The following is a 24,166-nucleotide window of genomic DNA, read 5'->3' as shown; positions in this document are numbered from 1 at the left end:
AGAGATTCCATTGATATAAACAGATAATTCGCTTTATTTTGTCGTTTTCACTCTCTGCAATATAGGTTTTTATTTTTAAATTTAATAATTCTATCTGGGAGTACATATTATGAATCGCAATTATAAAGTTATCTGGAATGCTTCTTTAAACTGCTTTATGGCAGTTGCAGAGTATGCCAAAGCACGTGGTAAGTCATCAAATAGTGCCGTTCGCTCTGGCGCCGGTAGCTCTAGCAATGCTATAACAGGAGGCGCGCGTATTTTACGTGTAAGTGCTATATGCGCAGGGCTGGCTGTGGCTGGTCTTAGTATGCAGGCGACAGCAGCTAACGAATACGAGGGTGACATTGGTGGTAACGTTTATACTGGTTTATACGGTGATCTAAACGTTAAAGGTGGCGTGAGTACTCTTACCAATCTAACGGATAACAATATTGGTGTGGTCGGAACGGATACTGGCTTCACCAACACTCTAACCATTAAGCTGGCTAAAGACCTAACGGGTCTTAACAGTGCAATTTTTGGTAGTACTTTAATTGATACCTCAGGTATTAAAATAACAGCTATCAATACAGCTAATAACGTAACACTTACCGGTTCTGGTTTGAATAATGGCAATCAAACAATCAGTAATGTTAAAGATGGTGTGGCTAATAATGATGCCGTTAATGTTAGCCAGCTCGCAGCAAATAAGACCAAGTACTACAGTGTTAACTCGACTGCTATGGATAACGCTAATAACGATGGCGCTAGTGGCCTAAACGCCATGGCTATGGGCGGAAATGCCAAAGCATCAGGTGAGCAAGCCATAGCAATTGGTAGCGGAGAAAGTGGTCAAGACACTACAGCAAGTGGTGATCAATCTATCGCCATTGGTGCTAACGTTGTATCAGCTGGCGGATCGTCTATTGCTATTGGCGGTGATGATTTAAATGCCGCATCTTTAGCTTCTGGCGTTAACGACGCGTTTCAGTCTTATACTGGCAGCAATCTTATAGAGGATTCTGCTAACCCATACGATGGACACACTGAATCAGGTGGCGCAGCGTCCATAGCGATTGGTGCAAAAGCACGGTCTGCAGGCAATTTATCTACTACTGTTGGTATACGTTCTAGCTCATCTGGTACGGCTTCTTCTGCGTTTGGTATAGGTTCCTCAGCTTCTGGAATAGGTTCAGTTGCTCTTGGTGCTGGAGCCCGAGCTGAAACTAACGAAGGCGTTGCTTTAGGCTCGATGTCAGTCGCTAACCGAGCTGGTGGTGGACCGAATGCTGTTGGATACGCTTCAGCAGGAGCAACGATAGCTGATAAAGCTGCGATTGCTATTACTGAGAGCATGACATTAGGTGCAGTATCGGTTGGTACGGGAGATGAGAAAGGAAACCGTCAAATTATCAATGTCGCAGCCGGTAGTGAAAACAGTGATGCGGTGAACGTCGCTCAGTTGAAGCAAGTTGTTACGCTAGCGGAACAAGAAACCTCTGTTGAGGCAGGTCGTAATATTACGGTAACCTCAGACATTAATAGCACTGGTGGAAAAAGCTACACCGTAAAAACTGATGATAATGTTACATTTGGAACAGTCAATATTGGCGACGCAACCAGTAAAACTACTTTAACTCATATAACTAATGGTGTAGATAAGGGTCTAGATGTAGGTGGTTCTTACGTTACTAACGTTGCTCGAGGGAGTGTAGACCAATTCAGTACCGATGCTATCAATGGGAGCCAGTTGCATGAAACCAACCAAAACGTTGCTAAAGGCATCAAGTTCAACCTAAATGGTGGCGAAAGAACTTATGCACTAGGAGAGACCATTGGTGTGACCACTGGTACAAATATTGTCGCTACGCCGACGGCAACCGGTGCTAATTTTGATTTAGCGCCGAACCTAACAGGCCTAAATAGTGCAACCTTCGGTAGTGTGGTTATATCACAAGTCGGTCTAAACAATGGTGACAATCAAATTACCGGCGTCGCTAGTGGCGGTGTCCGTACAGTTGCAGGCAATGCTAATAACGCTGCAAACATTGGTGACTTGAATACGGCAGTTACTGATGTAACCACTTTAGGCTTTGCTATCCAAGCTGCAGATGGTAATAAAGTACAAAAGAACCTTGGTCAAGCCGTTGAAATCGTTGGTTCTAACAACAACATCGACACCCAAGTAAAAAATAACAAAATAGAAGTTGAGCTGAATAACAACCTTGATCTAGGCAAAAGTGGTAGCGTCAAAATGGGTACAAGTGGCTTCTTAGGTCTGAGTCCTGTTACGACAGTTGACAGACTGGGCCTCACAACAGGCAACATACTAGGCAACACTAAGGTTAACGGTGCGGGCGTATTTGTGAATGGTCCATTGGGCATTCCTAGTACTCTTTTAACCACAGACGGTCTCACCATTCTTAATGGTCCAAGCGTGACTAGAACGGGTGGTGTCAATGCTGGTAATAAGAAAGTTACTAACGTTGATGACGGCGTAGCAGACAAGGATGCCGTCAACGTCAGCCAGTTAAATGGCATCGCAGCAACTGCCAATAAAGGGTGGGATATTAGTGCTCAAGGTGATAGTGCAACCACAAGCAACGTAGGACCTGGTGACACTGTTGACTTCAATAGCAAAAATGGCAACCTAACCGTCTCCAAAGAAGCAACCAGCAATGATGTCTCGTTTGAGCTGAATAACAACCTTGATCTAGGCAAAAGTGGTAGCGTCAAAATGGGTACAAGTGGCTTCTTAGGTCTGAGTCCTATTACGACAGTTGACAGACTGGGCCTCACAACAGGCAACATACTAGGCAACACTAAGGTTAACGGTGCGGGCGTATTTGTGAATGGTCCATTGGGCATTCCTAGTACTCTTTTAACCACAGACGGTCTCACCATTCTTAATGGTCCAAGCGTGACTAGAACGGGTGGTGTCAATGCTGGTAATAAGAAAGTTACTAACGTTGATGACGGCGTAGCAGACAAGGATGCCGTCAACGTGAGTCAGTTAAATGGCATCGCAGCAACTGCTAATAAAGGGTGGGACATCAGTGCTCAAGGTGATAGTGCAACCACAAGCAACGTAGGTCCTGGTGACACTGTTGACTTCAATAGCAAAAATGGCAACCTTACCGTCTCTAAAGAAGCAACCAGCAATGATGTCTCGTTTGAGCTGAATAACAACCTTGATCTAGGCAAAAGTGGTAGCGTCAAAATGGGTACAAGTGGCTTCTTAGGTCTGAGTCCTGTTACGACAGTTGACAGACTGGGCCTCACAACAGGCAACATACTAGGCAACACTAAGGTTAACGGCGCCGGCGTATTTGTGAATGGTCCATTAGGCATTCCTAGTACTCTTTTAACCACAGACGGTCTCACCATTCTTAATGGTCCAAGCGTAACTAGAACGAGTGGTGTCAATGCTGGTAATAAGAAAGTTACTAACGTTGATGATGGCGTAGCAGACAAGGATGCCGTCAACGTGAGTCAGTTAAACACGGCTAGCGATGACCTAATAGACTTAGGACTTAACTTCACTGGAGATGACACCTCGACTATCGTTAATCGTAAGCTTGGTCAGACACTTACTATCAAAGGTGGCGCAGCAGCTGCTGACTTAACGAACAACAACATTGGTGTCGTTGCTGACATAGATGGTAATTTAGACGTCAAACTTGCCAAAGACATTAACTTGGGTGCTACTGGTAGCATGCAGGTTGGCTATAGCCGCATGAATGACAATGGCTTTTACTTTAGCAACAGCGATGTAAAACTCAGCAGTAACGGTCTCAACAACGATGGTAATAGAATTACTAAAGTTGGTGATGGTACTGAATTAGATGATGCGGTCAATCTTGATCAGTTAAATGGCATCGCAGCGACCGCTAATAAAGGGTGGGACATCAGTGCTCAAGGTGATAGTGCAACCACAAGCAACGTAGGACCTGGTGACACTGTTGACTTCAATAGCAAAAATGGCAACCTTACCGTCTCCAAAGAAGCAACCAGCAATGATGTCTCGTTTGAGCTGAACGACAACCTAAACCTAGGCAACACTGGTAGCGTTACAACAGGTAATGCTCTCCTAGGTAGCACTACAGTTAGCGGCGCAGGCATCATAACCGGTGGTATTCTAACCGGTGGTGTTACCACAGTCAGCGGTGCAGGCATTACCGTAACGGGTGGAAGCCTATTTAACCCTTCTAATGCAACTTTAACCAGCAACGGTCTTACCATTCTGAATGGGCCAAGCGTCACTAAAGCTGGGGTTAATGCTGGTAATAAGAAAGTCACTAACGTAAATGATGGCGTAGCAGACAAAGATGCCGTCAACGTGAGTCAGCTCACAACGACCAACAACAATGTCACGACCAATACGACTAATATCTCAACAAACACGACCAAAATCGCCAAAGGTATCAAGTTCAATGTGAACAGCTCTCTTCAAAAAACCTTTGCCTTAGGGGAAGAGATCAAGCTTGATACTGACAGCAACTTAACCACAACACCACTATCGACTAACGACGGTATCAAACTTGCTCTTGCGAACGTTGTTAATATCGGTACCGCTAATCCAGTTAAGATCGATGGTACCGCAGGGACGGTCTCAGGCTTGACCAACACAACCTTCGATCCCAATACTGCTTATACTGGTGGACAAGCAGCGACTCAAGAGCAGTTAAATGAGCTTAATGACGGTATCAACACTACGGTAAACCAAGGTCTGAACTTCGCTGGTGACAGTGGTAGTAATGTCAACCGCCAGTTTGGTGACATCCTTAATATCACAGGTGGCGAGACTGACATCACTAAATTGGCTGCTGGTAATAACATTGGCGTAACCGCTAATGGTACTGACGGTCTAACGGTACAGCTTGCCAAAGACATCGATCTCGGTATAGATGGTAGTGTTGAAACAGGTGACACTGTAGTCAACAACGCAGGCATAACCATCACCAACGGTCCTAAACAGACGATTACCTTGAGTGACGAAGGTCTTGATAATGGTAATAATAGAATTATCAAAGTCGCAGCAGGTATTGCGCCAAGCGACGCGGTAAACTTTGGTCAGCTTACCACTACCAACGATAATGTCACGATTAATCAAGGTAACATCTCAACCAACATGACCAATATTGCCAAAGGCATCAAGTTCGATGTCGATGGTATGAAAAAAACCTATGCTTTAGGTGAAGAAATTCAAGTAACCACGGATGCCAACATCACCTCGACGCCTTTTGGGAATGGGGCTAAGTTCGGTATCAATACCGATCTAACTGGTCTAAACAGTGCTACCTTCGGTAGTGTACAAATCTCAACGACTGGTCTGGATAATGGTGGCAATCAAATTACCAAGGTCGCTAGTGGTGGTAACGCCTTGGACAATGCGGCCAACATCGGTGATGTCAGAGGCGCTGCGGCAAGCTCCAGAACCGAAGTCGAAGCAGGTACGAATATTACTGATGTGGTAAAAACATCAGGAATCAATGGACAAGACATCTATACCGTCAATGCCAATAGTACTAGCACATCAGCCGGCTCTACTGCCGTAACCGTAACTAAGGGTACCAAAGACGCCAACAACGTTACGGACTACGAAGTTGATCTAAGTGATGCGAGCAAAGATAGTTTGGTCAAAGCAGATAGCGCCATGCAGAATGTCATCACTCAAATTGATGGTAATGAGGTCAAAAGCCTTGATAAAGACAACAATACTGCCAATTTCATCACAGGTGATAACATCGTCTTAACCGCTGAGAACGAAGGCATTAAAGTGGCTATGGCTAAGGATTTAGTACTCACCAGCGTAACAACAGGCAATACCTTGTTGAATACTGACGGGGTCAGCTTCCTTGGTGGTAGTACGGTGACTCTAAGCAACACTGGTCTTGATAATGGTGGCAATAGAATTACTAAAGTGGGTGATGGTACTGCATTAGATGATGCGGTTAACGTTGGACAGTTAAATGGCATCGCAGCAACTGCCAATAAAGGGTGGGACATCAGTGCTCAAGGTGATAGTGCAACCACAAGCAACGTAGGACCTGGTGACACTGTTGACTTTAATAGCAAAAATGGCAACCTTACCGTCTCCAAAGAAGCAACCAGCAATGATGTCTCGTTTGAGCTGAATAACAACCTCGATCTAGGCAACAGTGGTAGCGTTACAACAGGTAAGACTAGAATCAGCGATGATGGTATTACTATAGTGGCTCCATCTATAGCTCGTACAGTGGTTTTGAACAGCAACGGCCTTAACAACGGCGGTAATAAGATCATTCGCGTCTCAAATGGTGACGTCACTGCTGATAGTATGGATGCAGTCAATGGTAGTCAGTTGTTTGACACTGATAATATAGCCAAAGGCAACATGGCAGCGCTGGGCGGCGGGGCAACTTATAACCCAATAACCAACGCTTATACGGCTCCAAAGTACACCCTAAACAATGGTAATAATAACGCTAATACCACTGACTATAATAACGTTGGTGATGCTTTAGGTAACCTCGATGGTCGTATGACTAATAACACTACTGCTATCAATAATCTAACTAATGGTACAGCTGGTATCGTTCGTCAAGACAGTGGTACAGGTGATATTACTGTAGGTGGTACAACAGGTGGTACTAACGTAAACTTCTCTGGTACAGCTGGTGATCGTGTATTGAGTGGTGTTGCCGCTGGTTCTGTTGCTGCAGGAAGTAAAGATGCTATTAATGGCGGTCAGTTGTATGCTCAAGGCGCTGGTGTCGCAGGTATCATTGGTGGTACTACAAACTACGATCCAGCAACGGGTACCTTTACTAACACTGATATCGGAGATACTGGTCAAAGCAGTATTCATGAAGCAATCAAATCAGTCAAGTCAACAGCAGCAGCAAAAACCACAGTAACCGCTGGTGATAACGTTGTTGTAGATTCAGTAAACAATGTAGATGGCTCTACTAATTATCGTGTATCTACTTCTAAAAACTTAAATGTTGATAGCGTTAAGGCTGATGATGGCTCAGGCAATGTAACTACAGTTACTGCTATTGGTACTAGCGTTACTGACGGTATTCATACTACTAAATATAGTGCGACAGGCTCAAGTCAAGCCGATGCTGGTGGTAACACCAATAACAGTACAGCACTTGGCCAAATCATTACTAAAGGCGCTAACATAACAACCGCAACTAGTGCTGGCACAAATGTCACTGACGGCACGAACAGAAGCAGCCATGGCGCAAACGGCTTCACTGCCACTGATGCTGCAGGCAACAACGGCACTGTCGTTGATCAAACAGGTGTAAGCTTCAGAGACAGCGCAGGCGCTGCCGCTGGTCCAAGTATGACCGCAGCCGGTATTAAGGGTGTTGTTGATGGTAGAGAACTTGACGACGCCGTCAACGTTGGTCAGTTAAGTCGTATGGAGAGGAGACTTGGCAATAGTGTCAACGAGCTAGGCTATAAGATTGGTGAAGTTGAAGACGATGCAAATGCTGGTATCTCAGCAGCAATGGCCATGTCTTCACTGCCACAAGCTTATATCGCAGGTAAATCCTTGATCGGTGGTGGCATAGGAACGTATAACGGTGAAAGCGCTGTCGCTATCGGTTTCTCCAAGTTATCTAATGACGGTAGTTGGGTCATGAAGATAAACGGTACCGCTGATACGCAAGGCAATGCAGGTGGTTCGATTGGTGCAGGTTTCCATTTTAACTAAAAGACTCAGTCTTAAGTCAGATAGTTAAGTTAAACGCTTAAGTTAAATACAAAAAAGCAAGGCATCAGATGTCTTGCTTTTTTTATGATTAAAATATGGCGTTAAAGCTTACCTTTGATCAGAATAAAGAGGTATGGATCTTCCGAGTTTTCGCTCCTATAAGTTCATAAAAGTATGAAAACTAGGGCCTTTCCCAAAAACTATTCTAAATATTATTATATTAAACGCCTATTTGTATTAAATACAGTCATTAAACCTAAAAAACAGACACAAAAAAACCTCAAATAAAGAGGCTTTTAGATATACATAACGCTCTATATTGAAATAACTAGAACCGTTATCAAGTATTAACTATATCGCAGAAGCTAAGAGTAGGAAAAATTCCAGCATTTCAGAATATGAAGTTACCAGTATTTAGTTGTTTCTGCTCATGTTTTGGAGTTTATAACCCTGCTTCAGTTTGTGTCATCTCTCTTATCTTAACAGGTACTGCAAACCTCCATGGCATACCGCCGGAACAGAAAAAATTACCCTCGCTAAAATATATAATGCGGGCTGTAAAGTCATTGTCGCCGTGACTCATCATTGCCTGTTCGTCACTATCGTCATCTATAGCGCACCATATATCTTCATCACCACGTTCTAGCATTGCACGAGTTAATGCGCTGCCTATTAGTCTATTGTCCATTTTGAGCTCCTTAGTCATTTGCTATATTGGAACTATAAAAAGTCTGTTGGGCTAAAGACCCTTATAACTACAATAATCTGTCCTTACTAGCCTCCGTTCCATTACATTAAACTGAGTGTATTCAAGTCATTACTGACTTTTCCCACAGTATTATCTGTCAATAGCTATGGATCGGTTATATCTTAGTATACTATCAGCCGTTGCCAAAGTGTTAATTCTTGTGATTATCTGTCCTTAATGTTACGGAATAAACCTTATATTATAATTTAGCAAACAAATCATCCGTTTAGCTACTATTAATTATGTAAGTATTGTAACTACTAATATCGTATATTATTGAGTCAAAAATTAGCAATAGTTTCCCTACCTGCTCACTAAAATCAATCATTAGTAACTTTCAAATACTAACGATAACGGCACTAGGACGTTATAGGAAATGAGCTGTTGATAGTTAGATTCTCAATTTTTGGACTGTCATGCAGTTATTGATCACTACAAAAAAACCACCCGTGAAGGTGGTTTGGCATGCTTTTTTTGCTTACTCAGGATTTTCAAGATGACTTCGATGTAAGTCGAAAATTTCACTAATATACTGGGCGTCTCTTTGCCCTAACTCATCGTCCACATGCTTATTATTTCGGGCTCTATCAGAAAACATCTTCTCGTTCTCTTCATTGCTGGCAATGTATTCTTCTAAGTCGATGAGACCTTTATCTGCCAGGTGTTTAACCACGCTTGACATCAAACAACAATTGGCCACATCGAGACTAATTATATTTTCCGCCATTGGTTTTGCTAACGATTCAGCGACATCCTTATCACATTCATTCATAACTTAACCTTTTGAATATAGTGAGCTGCCTTATCTCTAGGCTTTACGCTCTCAATTGAAACTCTCAGTTTGGGCAGTTTGCCCGGTAATATTGCTAGTGGGCACGATGATAACACTGCCAGACGTTCTTTATCTCTTAGATTTTTTGACTAAGTAGTTATTTATTCCGATATTTGCTATTTACTTAGATGCTTTGTTATTAATAGCGCTACGGTTTTAGCAAGATATTTGAAACATTTAGGTGTCGCTACTTCTGCTTCTAAATAAAGAGGTAGCAAAAAGATGGGTTAAAAAAGTGAGAAAATAGATTGTCAGCTAAGCCTCTCTATCAGTGGGTTTGCTTTCAAACTCAGCAAGCATACTAGCAATGCGTTGATCTTTTTGTTGCCATATTTGCTCTACCCAGTCGAACATTTGCGCTTTGGTAGCCTCATCATTCTCGTAACCACCGTTTTGAATACTGGTAAATAAAGCATCAGGTATTTCAATATAGCGTACATCAACACCCAAGCGCTCAATATTGCCTTTCCATAAGTCACTATAAGTCGGTATTCCATCAGGATAGACAATCGTCATATCCAAGATACCCTCTATATCCGCACCCAACGCGTTGATAGCAAGTGATAAACCACCTGCCCGTGGCTTGAGTAAATGCGTGTAGGGTGAGTGCTGCTTATCACGTTTGATGGGTGTAAAACGTGTCCCTTCTAGATAATTAAGCAACGTAAAAGGTTTGTCTTTAAGAAGAGCACAAGCACGTTTTGCTTCTTTGATATCTTTGCCTTGTAATGCAGGGTTTCTGGCAACGGCTTCTTTAGAGTGCCGACGCATCATTGGAAAGTCTAAAAAATAAAAAGTTTGGCCAACGATAGGGACGTATATCAATTCAAACTTAGTAAAAAATCGCGTTAGTGGCAAACGATTTTCACTAATATACTGAACGATACTGGTATCGACCCACGATTGATGGTTGCTAACGAGTAGGTATTTACCATTTGTATGTACGTCATCAGGTAAGCTAATACGCCAGTCTTTTCGTGGCAAAATAGTGTCAATCAAGGCATTATTGCTACTAATCCAATGATTGGCAATTTTAATCACGATCTTATCTGCGATAGGGGCACCAGTGATCATTTTGGTCGCACCCATTAACCACATAGGAATACTACCACCAAAACTATTACCCGCAATAACACCAGTTGCAGCTGCAAGCGAGACGGCTTTGCCAAGTTTGGGAGTGCGTTTATGCATTTTTTGAATAAATGACGCCAATCGCATGTTAAATCCCTTCTATCTATACCTATTATTGGATATTGAGAACGTTCTTGCAGGAGTTTAGCAGAAATCAATATTAGTGCATGAGTGTTGACGTGACTGGTGATAACACATAATAAATAGGATAACTTTCATGACCAAATAAATACAGAGCTAGCATTTATAATTCAGAGCAGAAGCTATTAAAAAGAGGGCAGACAATAACGATACTTCCAATAATAAGAGCGTGCTGAGGAAGGTCCCTAGCACGCTCTTATTATTGGAAGTATTGAAAGTATCGAAAAATCACAAGCTTATTAAGGCTTGTTTCTTACTGTTATGCCTAGTGATGCGTACCACGGATAGGGTAGTCGTTATTTCTGACAAAGGCTAAGCCGTTTGCAAGGGCTTCCAATTCAGGTCTGGCAAAAGGCGCGTTAGAGATATCAACAACCTGAATCTCTCCTTTAGCATTAATGACAAACACACCAGGCTCTGCAAAGGGGTGGTCAGTCTCTTTCTCTGAACGTGGGTCAGAGATATAAAGCCCTAGGGTATTCATCTGCTCGACGGTCAAACCATAGGCAATAGGGAAGCTGATATCTAATTTTTCTAAATGACTCTCTAGCTGCTCTTTACTGTCACCAGATACCGCAATCAAGTCAACACCAGTATTAGCAAATGACTCTTTTACCATTTCTAACTGATTGAGATACTTAGTACAAATCGGGCAATGTTTACCCCGATAAACAACCACTAGTTTCCAATCGTGACCATTCTCAGGCGTGCCCAATGACTTCATATTGCCATTTAACAGTTGTACATCTATGTCAGGGAATTTTACACCCGCTTGAATTTTCTGTTCATAATTTGATTGCATGATTTTATCCTTTAAAAATTTGCGTTAGTGTCAGTTTCCAACAGCTTGATATATGCTAAAAACAACGGCCTTGTTATCTTAACCATTTGAGTGTTTGAGCGCAGTCTAGTGTGCGTTTATTAGCCGCTTACTTTGATGTTGCTTCAGTGCCTAATTTACCAAGAAGCGTTGAGATATCGTTAATGACTTTATCGCAACCTTGGATGTTATGGCGTACTTTGAGATATTCTGGGTTATTGTATGAAAGAAAAACTTTTTTCTCTGCGTCTTCACTAATGAGTACCTTTTGCGGCAAGTCAATCGCCACGTTTTGAGCACACTGCATTAACTTGGTTCCAGCTTTCGGATTACCGAAGATAATGACTTCCGTTGGGCGCAATTTTAAATTGACCCCTTCGGCATTTTTTTGGTGATTAATTCTAGTAAATAGCGTTAAGCCTTTACTTTTGATGATAGATTCGAATCTATCAGCAGTTTCTTTGACTGAGTAATCACTCTCAAGTGTGACCAATCCATCACTAGGATTTGTATAACCAGTGGTGTCTTTGACTAAATGGTTATCGTTAGGTGTGTGTATGTTCTGTCCAACGCTTGCACAAGAGGAGGCTAGCAAAGCTAGAGTGACAATGGGAATAATTTTAATCATAAGTTCACCTGTTGTTTAGTATTTATAATTAGTTATAGCATAATAATGGTTTTAGTAAGAAACGATCAGCAGTTTAATACCATTAAGTTATATTTCTTTGTGAAGGATGATTTGATCAACGAGAGCAGTTAGCTCTGATGCGACCAAATCTGGTAACGGTACGCCAGGTGCTGAAATAATAGCATTGTGTGGTCGTGTGAGAAGTGCACCACGGCAGCCAGCTGCTTGCGCCCCTATAGTGTCCCAAAGGTGACAGGCAACGAGACATAGATCTGAAACCTCAACGGATAACTCCTTGGCAACCATGTGATAGGTTTCAGGAGCAGGTTTGAACTTACTGACGGTCTCGATGCTAAAGGTATGCTCAAAAAACTGGCTCAAGCCTGCTTTTTCTAATGGAGTGGGGGACGTGCTACTCGGTGAGTTGGTCAGAGTAACTAACCGAAAGCCTGCATCGCGCAAACGGGTGAGTGCGGGGATAACATCGGGATGAGCTGGCATGCTGCTTAGGCGCTCTTTTAGCTCTGCAACGTCACTGTCTGCAATGTCTACGTCATGAATAGTAGCAACCATTTTTAATGCGCCAACACCAAGATCACCAAAGGAGACATAAAGACCGGATAGAGTCATGGTCTGTGAATACAGTACCAGCTGCGCGAACCATTCTCGCATAATGGTTGGGTCACCGAATACGCGCTCAAACAGAGGCTCAAGGGTAGTGATGTCGAGCAGAGTTTCATTGACGTCAAATACGATGATAGAAGGAAATTTATTCTGAGACATGAGATATCCTTTTTTGTACAGTCGATAAGTTAAGGGGCGCACTATAGCTTTGATACTTAACTTTAACTGGACTGTAAAGACTATTCAAGATAAAATTGAGCAGTCACTCAAATTGTAGGGTCGTGTTTTTTTATTATATGTCTATTATATAAGTCCACGGCTTGAAAAAACTGGAATAAATTATGGCTCGTGCAACACTTCACAATCGGCAAGAATCTCTGGATCGAGCGTTACAGCTGTTTTGGCAAAAGGGTTTTCATGCTACCTCACTAAAAGATATAGAAAAAGCGCTCGATATGCGCCCCGGTAGTATTTACGCCGCTTTTGGTAGCAAAGATGGGTTGTTTCAAGAAGCACTCGATTACTATGCTCGTAATGCTATGGTTGAGCTAGAACGCACCTTGAATGCCCACAGCTCTCCGCTGCTAGGATTGGCGGCTTACTTACGTCTGCTTGGCGGACTACGTGATAAAGAGTTGCCAAGTCGCGCCTGTATGTTAGTCAAAAGCTTATTGGAGCTGGGGGAACGCGAGCAGTCAGCATTGCGTAAAGTCGAGGGCATGCTGGCAGGTATGGAGACTCACTTTACAAATAGCTTTACTGAGTCCCAGCGGCTTGGAGAATTAGACGATCAGCTAGATCCTGTACGCCTTGGTCGGCGATTGCAAGCCGAAGTTATGGGGCTGCGTGCCTTTGCCCAGAGGGATGTTGATAGCGGCGCTGTGCATGACATTGCGGAAGATATGGCGTTATCTTTGGAAGCGCTGTATATAGAGGGCGTAGCAGAAACGAATTAATAATTCACGCAATTTTGCTTAAATGTTCAGATTAATGAATGATAAGTTGAGTTGCTCATTTACTCTTAAATGGCATCATCGATAAACTCCACAGCGACGCATTTTGCTTGGCAGTAGGATATTCAATCAAACCGATATCAAGGTCATTATCGGTTTTTTTTGCGACGCTTTTATAGCTACCGAACAGTTTGTCCCACCAAATAACGCTAAAACCATAGTTTGAGTTGGTCTCAGACACGACTTGACTATGGTGAATACGATGTAAAATTTGGGTCATTAATATGAGGCGCAATGGTTTTTCAATGGCCGATGGCAGGCGAATATTGGCATGATTAAATAATGCCAAGCCATTTAAAGCTATCTCAAATATCAGTATCGCTATAGCAGGGACGCCCAAAACAACAACGGCGACCAGTTTTACCACAATACTGAGTACTATTTCAATTGGGTGAAACCTAAGTCCGGTACTGGTGTCAACATGGGCATCCGCATGATGGACGCGGTGCAAACGCCATAACGCAGGCACTTTGTGAAACAGTCTATGCTGCCAATAAATTAAAATATCGAGCAAAACTAAACTCAGTACAATCGCTATAACTTTTGGCAGGGCTATTAGATTAAACAAACCAATACCGTGCTGCTGGGTATAAAGCGCCACTGCAGTGAGACCAATGGGCACTGCTAAGCGGGCTATAACTGAAGACAAAACGACCAATCCAAAATTAGTGAACCAACGAGTGCTACTCTTAATGGGCGATTTGCGCGCGGGTTTCTGCCACTCAAACAGCATCATTATCACTAAAATGCTAAAGAAAAAGCCAAGTCGCCACCATACCTCGTTAGTCATTGGTTGCTCCACTCCTTTCGGCTTCTTGCTGTTTAAGGGTATGATAACCACCATATATACGAGTAAAAATAGTAATTATGCACGCAATCGCAAATAGGGTAGCTAGCAGGGCAAAGTACTGCGGCCAAATGCAAAACGCTACAAACAGCGCAATCGTTTCAGTGCCTTCGGTTAAACCATTTAAGTAGTAAAAGCTCTTATATTTAAACTGTGGTTTTTCAATATCGAACTTTTCAGCAGCGATCGCAAAGGCCAAAAAGCTTGAACCGGTACCAATAAAGGTTGCTAACAATAATGAGCCAGCAATAGCATTTTGCTCAGGATTGGCAAGGATAAATCCAAACGGAATTGCCGCATAAAACAAAAAGTCGAGGGTAATATCTAAATAGCCACCAGCGCTTGAGCTTTGATTGGCATATCTAGCCAGCGCACCGTCAAGCCCATCTAAAATCCGGTTTAGAGCAATAGCCGCTAGTGCCGCATACCAATACTCTAAGGCGAGTAATGGTACTGCTAATAAGCCGATTAAAAACCCCGCCACAGTCAACTGGTCAGCCGTGATAGCACGCTTGTGCAGTAGTTTTACCACTGGGGTTAACAGGGGTTTTATAATGGGAGTAATATATTTGTCTAGCATGCTAATTGCCCTATGGGTTTGAACTTGTGACTCTACAGCTATCGTGCTGCGTCGATAACTTTTAAATTAATGGCTTGTAAATGGATGATTTTACCCTTTGCCGCTTCAGCATCGCTATGGTCATGCGTGACCATAATGGTGGGTAGTTTACGATTACGAATTTGTTCAAACACCAATTGGCGCGTATCAACCCTTAGTTGGGTATCAAGCTTACTAAACGGCTCATCAAGTAAAATGGCTTTAGGCTCGCTTAATAGCGTCCGTAATAAAGCGACTCGCGCTTGTTGCCCGCCCGACAGATTATCAGGATGACGGTTGGCCATACCTTGTAAGCCAACTTGCTCAAGTGCCTCATCTACTTTTTTAAGTCGTTGCTTTTTATTACCTTTAGGCATGGCAAAGGCAATATTACCGGCTACTGTTAAATGTGAAAACAGTAAGGCATCTTGATATAACACCCCAATATGGCGCAAATGCGTTGGCAGGTTACCAACATTCTGACCATTAAGCCAGACTTCACCAGTGGCGGTAAAGCTGCTGGCAAGGGTACCCGTGAGCCAATTTAACAAGCTTGACTTACCACTGCCTGACGGACCCATAATAGTAAGTATTTCGCCGCTATTGACCTGCTCGTCTAAGTTGAGTAATAGCTGGTCTTGACGAAAAAGCTGTAAATTTTTTATTTGTAAAGAGGATTGCATCAAAAAACCTTCAATGATAAGTGCTTTTAGCGGTGCGCACTTTTAAAGAAACACTTAGGTAATACCCACGCCAGTATAAACCCAATGAGAGGGAGTGCTATTTGCATAATGGCATAAACGGCACTGGTGCGTCTGCTTGCACCATTAGCGAGGGTAACGGCTTCAGTGGTTATAGTGGCTATACGTCCGCCACCTGCTAAAAGCGTCGGTAGATATTGACCAAAACTAATAGCGAGCCCAAGGGCGGCTGCAATCAAAATCGGGGCAAATAACTGCGGTAGCTTAACTTGTAAAAACACCTTACAGGGCGTGGCGCCAAGACTTGCTGCAACATTAGAAAAACGTGGATCTAAGCGTCGATAGCTACTCGACAGCGACAAAAACACATAAGGCAATACAAACAATAAATGGGTAAAGGCCACATTAAAAAACGCGGTTTGGTTATTTATCAGTTGCTGCAACCATACCAAACCAAACAAAAAGGCAATACTGGGTACCAATAACGGTAAGTAAATAATCAAACTGGTAAAGCGAGACAGTGGTTTGGCAGTTAGCTGCTCGGATTCCAAACAGAGTAAAGTGAGGACAACCGCAAAGATAGTAGTCACTAGGCCAATAGTAAGGGTATTAAATAGCGGGCTGCCCATTTGCATTAGTGCACTTTGAAAATGCAATAACACAAACTGTTCGGGTAGCGCTGCTGGAAAGCGCCAAAACCCAGCAACCGACCACATCACTAGACCTATTAATGCCAGTAATATGAAGCCAATAACTAAGGTCGTGAGCACTATAATGACTTTGTGCCAAAAATCACCGCCATATTCGCGCTGACCATTGGTGAGTAAATCACTACACAATGTTTTTATGGTTTTTTCGCAAGCCAGCCATAGTGCCAGTAAGCTACCCGTAAGTGCGAGCTGTAATACCGCACCAGCAGAGGCTTTTATGCGTAGGTTTAAATCAACATCGTTGAACCAGTTCATAATAGCAACGGCTAATGTTGGCGGGGTATTGGGGCCGAGTATGAGCGGCATCTCGACACTGGCACTGGCATAAGCGAGTACGGCAAAAATAGGCAAGCGCAACAAGGGATAAAGATTTGGTAAGACTACTTTAAAAAAGGCGGTCATTGGGCAGTAGCCTAAATTAAGTGCTACTTTATGCTGTTGACGCAGTTTTTTACCCAGTTCAGGCTGAGCCAACACACCCAGTGCCATCAACAATAAAAATGGCAGCTCTTTTACCGTTAGTCCTAAAATGATACTGATACCGTATGGATCGTGTGGAAATATGCCATGGGGTGCCAGCTCCCAGCCAGTTAACCACGGTGATACCAATCGAGAAAACATACCTGAAGGCGCAATTAAGAAACCAACCGCAATGGCGGCTGCTGCATGGGGAATGACTAAAATAGGGCTGAGCAAACGTTCAATACGATTAAGCCAAAGGCTGTTGAAAAAGGCTGCCAAAATCATTAAGGTCATCAAAAAAGCGAGTAGCGTGCTTATTAAGCCTGTTGCCACACTCAACGTGGCCATTTGCGTGATGCAGGGCGTTTGCCAAAGGGCCTTAAAGCCTTGAAAGCCAATCGTTGTTTGTTCAAGTGCTGGCGCCCAACCAAAAGCTGGCAAGAGTACGCTTAGTAAACCACCGAGCACGGGTAATATAAGTAAGGCAAGTAAAAATCGCGGACTGTATTTGACAAGGTGTGTAAACCGATCTGTTTTGTGATGCGCTGCCGATACGGAGCTAGCTGTTTTATCCTTAGACAGGGCACTCATTGGCTGACCCCGTAACGCATCTCCCAACCTTGCATAATAGCGTCGACCCAGCTTGGATGCGGCTCACTCAACGTGCGTTTAATACTGTTAAAGGGGAGTGCGCTTGGGTGTGGCTTACTCGTTTTGAATAACGCTTGCTGATCATTATTTAGCGTTGATTGAATAAGTACGGTTTTGTCTCCCCATACGCTAGCTTTTTGTTTATGCGCCTGCGCTGTTGGGCTGAGTAAAAAATTAGCGACCAGTTGCGCGCTTTGCGGGTGACTGGCGTTATAAGGAATTGCCACAAAATGGGTATTACTTAAACTTCCATCATTCATGGCATAACTACGAATACTTTCTGGCAAGTCATAACGTTGTACCGCCGCAGGTACTTCAGGTGCTGAAAAAGTAAACGCCAAGCTCAGCTCAGTATCATCAACTAAGCGCCGCATTTGCGCCCCATTTTGCATAAAGTGCTCGCCCTTACGCCATAGTGTTGGGTGTAGCTTGTCCAAAAAATCCCATAAAGGAGTGAGTACCAGCGCTGTGTTTTGGTCAGTCGCTGGCTGGTTCAGCTGTGATTTTATATTTTCAGGGCTGTTTTGATGTAGCGTCACTAAGGCATACTTTAAAAAGCTCATGCCTAGAAAATCAGGCGGCTTTGGGTAGCTAAAGCGTCCGGGATGTTGGGTGCTCCAGCTTAGTATCTCGTTTAACGTGGTTGGCGGTTTGTTATTCGCTGAACCATCAATAGCAAGGTTGTCATAATAAAAAGTAAGCGACGCTTGTCCCCACGGTGCTTCCATGCCTTCAGTGGGAATACCAAAATCAAAGGTAACCGCAGGGTTATTGTTAGGGTCAGTGAGTGCAAAGTTTGGCAGCTTATTTGACCAGTGTTTTAGTAGCAGTGAGTGCTCATTCATAGTGGCAAAATTAGCACCATTTATCCACACTAAATCAACGCTACCTTGGCTATTATTGTTTGCTGATTTTTCAGCCAATACACGGCTTACGGCTTCGCTGGTATCGCTAAGTTTTACATGTACTAAGTTAATATTGTACTGAGACTTAATTTGTTCGGCTGCCCATTGTATATAAGCATTTATTTGCGCATCGCCACCCCACGCATAAAAATAGACATCTTGATTTTTACCATGCGTTTCCATCTGCTGCCAGTAAGATTGATCCTCAGTACTGGCTATCGTACTGGTAACTGCCGTGCTTGAAGAGATGCCCAGACAAATACTTAAAAAAACAAAAAGCGCTACCCAGTAAGAGCGGTAGCGCGTCAGTGTTGGCCAAGACTTAATATCCTGCATCTAAATTCCAATTGTTGCTTAAAGTTGATGTTTTTCAAAATTTATATCGTCTAAAAGAATTTTTTTAGCCACATGTATTTATCCACAACTCTATTTTATTTGATATCGGCCATAGCTAAAAGCCTCGTTTAGTCTGGCATCTCAGCCAATTGTTGTAGAATGCTAGTATAGTTCTCAACGCCTTGGGCGCCGCTAACCAGATGGCGGCCGTTAAAGATAACGGATGGCACACTTTGAATGCCTTGTTCTTGCGAGCGCTGTACGGCCTCGCGCACGTCTTTGGCAAAACGTTGGTCTTCGATAACGGCTAATGCTTCGGTACGATCCAGCCCGATTTCTGCTGCTATATCTGCAAGCACCGCACTGTCAGAAACATTGCGATTGTTAGTGAAATGAGCGCTGAAGAGTGCCTGCTTCAAATCGTGCATGCGCCCTTGCTGATCCGCCCAATGTAATAGTTGATGCAAGTTAAAAGTATTGTACGTTCGCGTGTCATCAGTAAATTGAAATTCGAAGCCAACTTCTGCGCCTGCTGCTGTCATTCTGATGCGGCTCTCTTCAGAGTCTTGAGCCGTGCTGCCGTACTTCTCCATGATATGCTCGCGCAGGTTTTGTCCTTCAGGTGGCGTGTTGGGATTCAGCTCAAACGGATGCCAATGAATCTCATGTGCGGTATTGGTCTGCTCCAATGCTTCAGCCAGCTGTCGATAACCGATAACACACCAAGGGCAAACAACGTCTGACACGATGTCTATTTGTAGTGGTTGCTCTGATAATAACTGCTTTGAATTTTCCATATGACCTCTCGTGAGATTTTATCTATAAATTTAACTGAAAAAACTGCTGCCCGATTGACTTCTGAACAACAGTATAAGAACGTCAGAGGGGTTGTGACAACCCCATACTGGTTACATTATTAGTCCGCTTCATTAATCAGCTTTGTGCCATTCAAATTTTTGGAATGGTTTGTCTATCGGGGTGTTTGCAAGATGGTTAGTATAATTGCTCATTACTTTTTGAGCCGCGCCAAGTACAACTTCAAGAACCTGTCGCTTAGTATAACCCGCATCTAAAAATGCTTGAACAGCGCTATCATCAACATTACCACGGCCACGGACAACAGAGAGTGTGAAGTCGCGAAGCGCTTCTAGACGTGCTGTTGGTAGTAGGGTCTCGTTACGTAATGCTTCAGTGATTGCGTCATCTACTTTCATGCTTTTGGCGATGCCAGTATGGGCAGGAACGCAATAATGGCAAGCGTGTTCAACATTGATGGTTTGCCACACAACAGTGGTTTCTTCATCATCGAAGCTGCTGTCTAGGAACAACTGATGTAGACGTTGATAGCCTTCAAGCAATCCCGGCGCTTCTGCCATAACGGCATGTAAGTTTGGCACCATGCCAAAAGCATTGATAGACACGTCGAGCAACTCTTGGCTGTCTGCTGGGGCGCTTGTTTTATCGTGAAGAGTAAAGTCGGTCATAATATAATTCCTAATAACAAAGGTGAGGTTTTTCATGTCAGCTTAAAGTTGGTTACTGATTAAGGGTTAATAATAAATCTGAGTATTCACTCAAATTGAGCCGTAACACTTCTTTAGCCGAGTCAACAAAAACCACTATAAATTATATTGAGCGAACGCTCAACTAATATTTGAGTAATCGTTCAAATTAAATGTAACGAGCAACTTACATTCCTCTTATTTATAGCTATTCTACTAACAATATCCGTAACTTAGGTAGGTAATGCTTTGTAAGTATAAACGCACTAACGAGGTTTGACACCTCTCTATGGTCTTGCTAATTCGGTTTATTAAACTAATTAGGGGAGTCGAAACATAATTAATCGCCATTACTAAGCAAAAAAGAAGAGCGCCAATTTAAATGCGCTCTTCTTTTTTATGCAGTGTTATTTTTTACTCTAAGTCTTATTTTTTATTCTAAACAGTTACTAAGTAAAAATACTACCGAGCAACCTCTGTCATCTCATTTAAGATGAATGGTTCGAGCGCACCATCCGTTGCGGCTACGAAGTCTTTTAAGTGTTGGTTTTCTATATGTGTTTGCCAAAGCTCACGTGACGTCCAGCTTTCATGAAACATTAAGTGAGCAGGGTTTTCATTGTCTTGATATAGGTTGTATTGGAGACAGCCTTCCTCTACACGTGTAACTGGTAGCAGCTTTTCAAGCTCAGCCTTTACTAATGCAATGTGGTCCTCTTTTGCAATGATATTGGCAATAACGGTTAATGTGGTCATTTTTAGTGGGGTTGTATTAAAAATTTTCTAATACAATTTTACCGATTGAGGTACCGGATTCTAATGCTTGATGGGCGACGCGCAAATTGGCTGCGTTAATAATACCTATATTTTTGCCAACCGTGGTTTGAATATGACCTTGATTGATTAGATCAGAAACACGGTTTAATAGGTGGCCTTGCGCTTCCATGTCTGCTACTTGAAACAGCGAGCGGGCAAACATAAACTGCCAATGGAATGATAAGCTTTTAAATTTGATTTTAATAATGTTTAAATTGTCCTGTCCTAAAATAAGTCGATACATTTTTATTTAGCATTGGCGTTTATCGGTTACGGCGCATCGTATATTTCATTTACTGCCTTATCAAAGTAATATTCGGTATTTTGGAGATGATACAGGCATCTCTAGCGGCGCTTACTCTCATCAACCCTTGACTCTAAATTATTTGGTATAGGCGCAACATTAACTTCTCTAAATATCGCGTAAGTAAAAACACTTGTTGTGCCTAATTTTGATAATTAAATGAGTAGTTATTTAAAATTTACACTTGAACGATCGTTCAATTATAGTTATAGTGGTTCTAACACTAAGCAATAAAGAAACTGTTCAACGCACGACTCAGGCTCTCTATTATTTTTATAGTGACCAAACTAATATTTTTATATAATAGGATAACGCTATGCTTAAGTTTTATTTTCACCAAACACCGAACCCAATGAAAGTGGCTGTTCTTCTTGAAGAGACCGGCTTGCCGTATGAATTGGTTGCTGTAGATACTTTGAAAGGCGAGCAACACACACCTGAATACCGCGCTATTAACCCGAATGGTAAAACACCGGCAATTGAAGACGATGGCACGCGTGTGTTTGATTCGACTGCTATCTTAATGTACCTTTCTGAGAAAACGGGAAAATTAGTAGGAAAGCCGGAAGATCGCGGTGAGATGCTGTCATGGTTACTGTTTCTAGCGACAGGCCTAGGACCTTTTTCTGGTCAATCCGTTCATTTTAGACATAAAGCGCCAGAAAAAATACCTTATGCTATCAATCGCTATCTCCGTGAAGCCGAACGTCATTATGAAGTGCTCGATACCCACATGGAAGGCCGCGAGTATATAGTTGGCGATGAGTATTCAATTGCAGATATTTCAGCATGGGGCTGGATTGATAAAGCTGCTGGCGTATTAGGCGAAGAAGAGTTAGAGAGCTATCCCAACCTAAAGCGTTGGTTTACAAACGTAAATGCACGTCCTGCGGTAGAAAAATCACGCGCTCTTGCCAAAAATATCGAGTTTAAGACTGAGTTTGATGACGTTGCTGCACGGGCGCTATATCCACAAAACTTCGATAAAAAAGCCTAATTAAGATAAATAGAACCAATAGCTTTCACCAACATAGAAGTGATAAGAATGGAAAATCAATACACACCACCAAAAATCTGGACTCATGACGCAGAAAATGGCGGTAAATGGGCAAGTATCAATCGTCCGGTTTCGGGTGCAACCCATGAAAAAGCGCTACCTATCGGAAAGCATGCTTTGCAACTGTACTCAATGGGCACGCCTAATGGCCAAAAAATTACCATTATGTTAGAGGAATTATTAGCATTAGGTAAGGATGCGGAATACGATGCCCATATGATTAAAATTGGCGAAGGGGATCAATTCACATCGGGATTTGTAGATATTAATCCCAACTCTAAGATTCCAGCATTAGTCGATCACTCTAGCGATGATGCTGAGCCTATTTTTGAGTCGGCTTCGATTTTACTGTATCTTGCTGAAAAATTTGGGGTATTACTGCCTAAAGAAGGCAATAAGCGTACAAAGGTCTTTAACTGGCTGTTTTGGTTACATGGTTCTGCACCGTACTTGGGTGGTGGATTCGGTCACTTTTATGCTTATGCACCCGAAAAATTTGAATACCCCATCAATCGTTTTGCGATGGAAATCAAGCGCCAATTGGATGTATTAGACAAGCAATTAGCGACGAACGAATTCATTGCTGGTGATGATTACAGTATTGCGGACATTGCTACTTGGCCTTGGTATGGCAATTTAGTTTTGGGAAATCTATACGACGCAAAAGAATTCCTTCAGGTTGAAGAGTACACCCATGTCCAGCGTTGGGCGACAGCCATGTTAGCGCGACCAGCAGTACAACGTGGCTGCATCATCAACAGAAACTGGGGTGAAGAGTGGGAGCAACTCGAAAACCGTCATAATGCTGATGATATCGATAGAGTCTTAGCATTAAAGCCAAAGTAGCTTATTTCGAATAAAGCCAAGCGATAACGTAAGAAACCAAGTAATATTATTACTTGGTTTCTGTTTTTGTAAACCAATTTTAAGACAGGCAATTAAGAGCAATTGTTAAGACAAGCTTTTAAGATAAAAATTCTAAGGTAAAAATTATGAGCGCCCCAGTAAAATTTAATCGCGATGATGTGATTGAAAAAGCAAAAAATCTCTATTGGGAAAAGGGCTATCACGCAACGTCAATGAGAAACCTACAAGACGTGGTGAACATGCATCCCGGTAGTATTTACGCCGCTTTTGGCAGCAAAGACAAATTATTTGCAGAAGCATTAAATCGTTATGCAAAAGAGGGTGCTCAGAGGCTGGCCGACTGTATGGCAGAAGAAGACACCGTGCTGGGTGGTTTGAAGCGATTTATTCATAGCGTGACTGTATGTAATAAAGCCACTGCGCCAAGTGGTATGTGCATGATTGTCAAAACGGTCGCTGAACTCACCCAGAACGATAGCCCAGATTTGTTGACTCATGCAACAGGTATTTTAGAGAAGATAGAAGCATCCTTTGCTACTATCTTTAAGCAAGCCATCGATAACGGCGAAATCAGCGTTGAGAAAAATCCGGTTGAGCTGGCGCGTTATTTCCAAATTCAAATAATAGGTCTGAGGACGTATGCTCAAGTCACTAATGATAGCGATGCCGTAGAAAAATACATTAATGATATTTTTATAACATACACCCTAAGTGCAAATGGTTCGAACCCCTGCCTGTGATTTTTAGGGTTATCGTTACAGCAATTTGGGTTAGGAATTG

The 24,166-nt window shown here is 42.7% G+C and carries 20 protein-coding genes; 5 read left to right on the top strand and 15 right to left on the bottom strand.

Going from position 1 to position 24,166, the window contains the following annotated elements:
- Positions 1-109 precede the first annotated feature (109 nt).
- Entirely contained in the window at positions 110-7,693 is a 7,584-nt protein-coding gene (locus tag JMX97_RS08795; protein WP_201557078.1) for an ESPR-type extended signal peptide-containing protein, read from the top strand.
- 442 nt (positions 7,694-8,135) lie between these two features.
- On the opposite strand, the gene JMX97_RS08790 is transcribed toward JMX97_RS08795, so the two are convergent.
- The 6 genes from JMX97_RS08790 to JMX97_RS08765 form a co-directional block, all read right to left on the bottom strand.
- Positions 8,136-8,381: a hypothetical protein gene (locus tag JMX97_RS08790; RefSeq protein ID WP_201557069.1), complete on the bottom strand. Its 246-nt coding sequence runs from the start codon at positions 8,379-8,381 to the stop codon at positions 8,136-8,138.
- A gap of 538 nt (positions 8,382-8,919) precedes the next feature.
- Complete coding sequence (locus tag JMX97_RS08785) at positions 8,920-9,213, bottom strand: hypothetical protein (RefSeq protein WP_201557067.1); 294 nt, start codon at positions 9,211-9,213, stop codon at positions 8,920-8,922.
- Positions 9,214-9,528: 315 nt separating this feature from the next.
- Positions 9,529-10,491, bottom strand: a complete 963-nt coding sequence (locus JMX97_RS08780; protein ID WP_201557065.1) for an acyltransferase — start codon at positions 10,489-10,491, stop codon at positions 9,529-9,531.
- Between the two features lie 319 nt (positions 10,492-10,810).
- Complete coding sequence (locus JMX97_RS08775; protein WP_201557063.1) at positions 10,811-11,347, bottom strand: peroxiredoxin-like family protein; 537 nt, start codon at positions 11,345-11,347, stop codon at positions 10,811-10,813.
- A 127-nt stretch (positions 11,348-11,474) separates the two neighbouring features.
- Positions 11,475-11,993 carry a DUF302 domain-containing protein gene (locus JMX97_RS08770; RefSeq protein WP_201557061.1) on the bottom strand — a complete coding sequence of 173 codons (519 nt, stop codon included), beginning with the start codon at positions 11,991-11,993 and terminating at the stop codon, positions 11,475-11,477.
- Between the two features lie 87 nt (positions 11,994-12,080).
- On the bottom strand, positions 12,081-12,776 hold the full coding sequence (locus JMX97_RS08765) for a haloacid dehalogenase type II (protein ID WP_201557059.1): 696 nt from the start codon (positions 12,774-12,776) through the stop codon (positions 12,081-12,083).
- A 182-nt stretch (positions 12,777-12,958) separates the two neighbouring features.
- Between JMX97_RS08765 and JMX97_RS08760 the strand changes: the two genes are divergently transcribed.
- Positions 12,959-13,573 (top strand): TetR/AcrR family transcriptional regulator, encoded by a 615-nt coding sequence (locus JMX97_RS08760; protein ID WP_201557052.1) that lies wholly within the window; start codon positions 12,959-12,961, stop codon positions 13,571-13,573.
- 55 nt (positions 13,574-13,628) lie between these two features.
- On the opposite strand, the gene JMX97_RS08755 is transcribed toward JMX97_RS08760, so the two are convergent.
- From JMX97_RS08755 to JMX97_RS08715, 9 genes are all read right to left on the bottom strand, one after another.
- A complete protein-coding gene (locus tag JMX97_RS08755; protein WP_201557050.1) occupies positions 13,629-14,420 on the bottom strand; it encodes a sterol desaturase family protein in 792 nt (263 codons plus the stop codon).
- Positions 14,413-15,057 (bottom strand): CDP-alcohol phosphatidyltransferase family protein, encoded by a 645-nt coding sequence (locus JMX97_RS08750; protein ID WP_201557048.1) that lies wholly within the window; start codon positions 15,055-15,057, stop codon positions 14,413-14,415. The genes JMX97_RS08755 and JMX97_RS08750 overlap by 8 nt, the downstream gene beginning before the upstream one ends.
- A gap of 38 nt (positions 15,058-15,095) precedes the next feature.
- Complete coding sequence (locus JMX97_RS08745) at positions 15,096-15,758, bottom strand: ATP-binding cassette domain-containing protein (RefSeq protein WP_201557046.1); 663 nt, start codon at positions 15,756-15,758, stop codon at positions 15,096-15,098.
- Between the two features lie 26 nt (positions 15,759-15,784).
- Positions 15,785-17,539 (bottom strand): ABC transporter permease, encoded by a 1,755-nt coding sequence (locus JMX97_RS08740; RefSeq protein WP_201557038.1) that lies wholly within the window; start codon positions 17,537-17,539, stop codon positions 15,785-15,787.
- Positions 17,536-18,840 (bottom strand): ABC transporter substrate-binding protein, encoded by a 1,305-nt coding sequence (locus tag JMX97_RS08735; protein ID WP_201557036.1) that lies wholly within the window; start codon positions 18,838-18,840, stop codon positions 17,536-17,538. Before JMX97_RS08735 ends, JMX97_RS08740 begins: the two co-directional genes overlap by 4 nt.
- A gap of 128 nt (positions 18,841-18,968) precedes the next feature.
- Positions 18,969-19,637: a DsbA family protein gene (locus JMX97_RS08730; RefSeq protein WP_201557034.1), complete on the bottom strand. Its 669-nt coding sequence runs from the start codon at positions 19,635-19,637 to the stop codon at positions 18,969-18,971.
- Between the two features lie 132 nt (positions 19,638-19,769).
- Positions 19,770-20,324, bottom strand: coding sequence for a carboxymuconolactone decarboxylase family protein (locus tag JMX97_RS08725; RefSeq protein ID WP_201557031.1), 555 nt, complete (start codon positions 20,322-20,324; stop codon positions 19,770-19,772).
- 480 nt (positions 20,325-20,804) lie between these two features.
- Positions 20,805-21,098 (bottom strand): putative quinol monooxygenase, encoded by a 294-nt coding sequence (locus tag JMX97_RS08720; protein ID WP_201557029.1) that lies wholly within the window; start codon positions 21,096-21,098, stop codon positions 20,805-20,807.
- 16 nt (positions 21,099-21,114) lie between these two features.
- Complete coding sequence (locus JMX97_RS08715) at positions 21,115-21,402, bottom strand: zinc-binding dehydrogenase (RefSeq protein ID WP_201557027.1); 288 nt, start codon at positions 21,400-21,402, stop codon at positions 21,115-21,117.
- A gap of 376 nt (positions 21,403-21,778) precedes the next feature.
- Between JMX97_RS08715 and JMX97_RS08710 the strand changes: the two genes are divergently transcribed.
- The 3 genes from JMX97_RS08710 (at position 21,779) to JMX97_RS08700 (ending at position 24,126) form a co-directional block, all read left to right on the top strand.
- Positions 21,779-22,459, top strand: a complete 681-nt coding sequence (locus JMX97_RS08710; RefSeq protein WP_201557025.1) for a glutathione S-transferase family protein — start codon at positions 21,779-21,781, stop codon at positions 22,457-22,459.
- 48 nt (positions 22,460-22,507) lie between these two features.
- The gene (gene yghU / locus JMX97_RS08705) at positions 22,508-23,365 is read left to right on the top strand and encodes a glutathione-dependent disulfide-bond oxidoreductase (protein ID WP_201557023.1); all 858 of its coding nucleotides are present in this window, start codon (positions 22,508-22,510) and stop codon (positions 23,363-23,365) included.
- A 146-nt stretch (positions 23,366-23,511) separates the two neighbouring features.
- Positions 23,512-24,126, top strand: a complete 615-nt coding sequence (locus JMX97_RS08700) for a TetR/AcrR family transcriptional regulator (protein WP_201557021.1) — start codon at positions 23,512-23,514, stop codon at positions 24,124-24,126.
- Positions 24,127-24,166: the final 40 nt, after the last annotated feature.

It is taken from the genome of Psychrobacter sp. 72-O-c (assembly GCF_904846605.1).
Taxonomy (GTDB): Bacteria; Pseudomonadota; Gammaproteobacteria; order Pseudomonadales; family Moraxellaceae; genus Psychrobacter.
The sequence above is the reverse complement of the archived record's forward strand: the minus strand, read 5'-3'. Positions and strand labels throughout refer to the sequence as shown.